Source organism: Streptomyces bobili (genome assembly GCF_002154575.1).
Lineage (GTDB): Bacteria > Actinomycetota > Actinomycetes > Streptomycetales > Streptomycetaceae > Streptomyces > Streptomyces bobili.
Map to the genome: position 1 here is coordinate 1 of NZ_MUBA01000737.1, position 713 is coordinate 713.

1 protein-coding gene is annotated in these 713 nt (G+C 69.1%); it reads left to right on the forward strand.

Annotation, left to right across the window (positions count from 1 at the left end; genetic code table 11):
- Nucleotides 1-131 precede the first annotated feature (131 nt).
- The coding region (locus tag BZL64_RS41685; protein WP_244205773.1) for a transposase family protein at nt 132-713 on the forward strand (582 nt) is incomplete at its 3' end.

Genomic DNA, 713 nt, shown 5'->3' on the forward strand with positions numbered 1-713 from the left:
GGCGGGATGAGGCTGGTGCCGGATCGAGCCGAGGGGGTGGGGCTGGAGTCCCTGACTTCGGAGTTTCGGCGGATCACGACCGGCCGATTCCCGCCGTAACGCGAGGGGCCCCGGCGGATGTTGGTGAATCTGTGACGAAAAACCAGCCCGCCGAAGGCCCTCAGCGTGCTGTCTACCAGGTCCGGCTCCCGGTGTCGAAGGGCACCCTCGACTTCGTCGGGGATCTGATACGCCGCGAACGCAATCGGCTGGGCACCCGCTGGCGCAAGGTCGCTCCCGGCACCCAGGCGTTGATCGCGCTCGCTGTTCTCCGCCATGACCAGCGGCTTTCCGATATGGCCGGCGATAACGCCGTCTCCGCCTCCACCGTGCGCCGCTGGGTGCAGGAGGCCCTGCGCCTGCTGGCCGCCCGCGCACCGCGTCTGGACCGAGCCCTGAAGAAGATCGCCAAGCGGGGCGGGGTCGTGGTCCTCCTGGACGGCACCCTGGTCCGCACCCGGCGCCGTACCGGGACGGAGAACCGGAAGAACTACAGCGGGAAGCACAAGACCCATGGCCTGCTGTTTCTCGCGCTGACCGACGACAAGGGCAACCTGATCTGGATCTCCTCGGCCCGTCCCGGCCGATCCAGCGAGATCACCACCGCCCGCCACGACAAGGTCACCGCACACCTCCGCGAGGCCGGTCTCGGCGCCCTGGCCGACCTCGGCTTC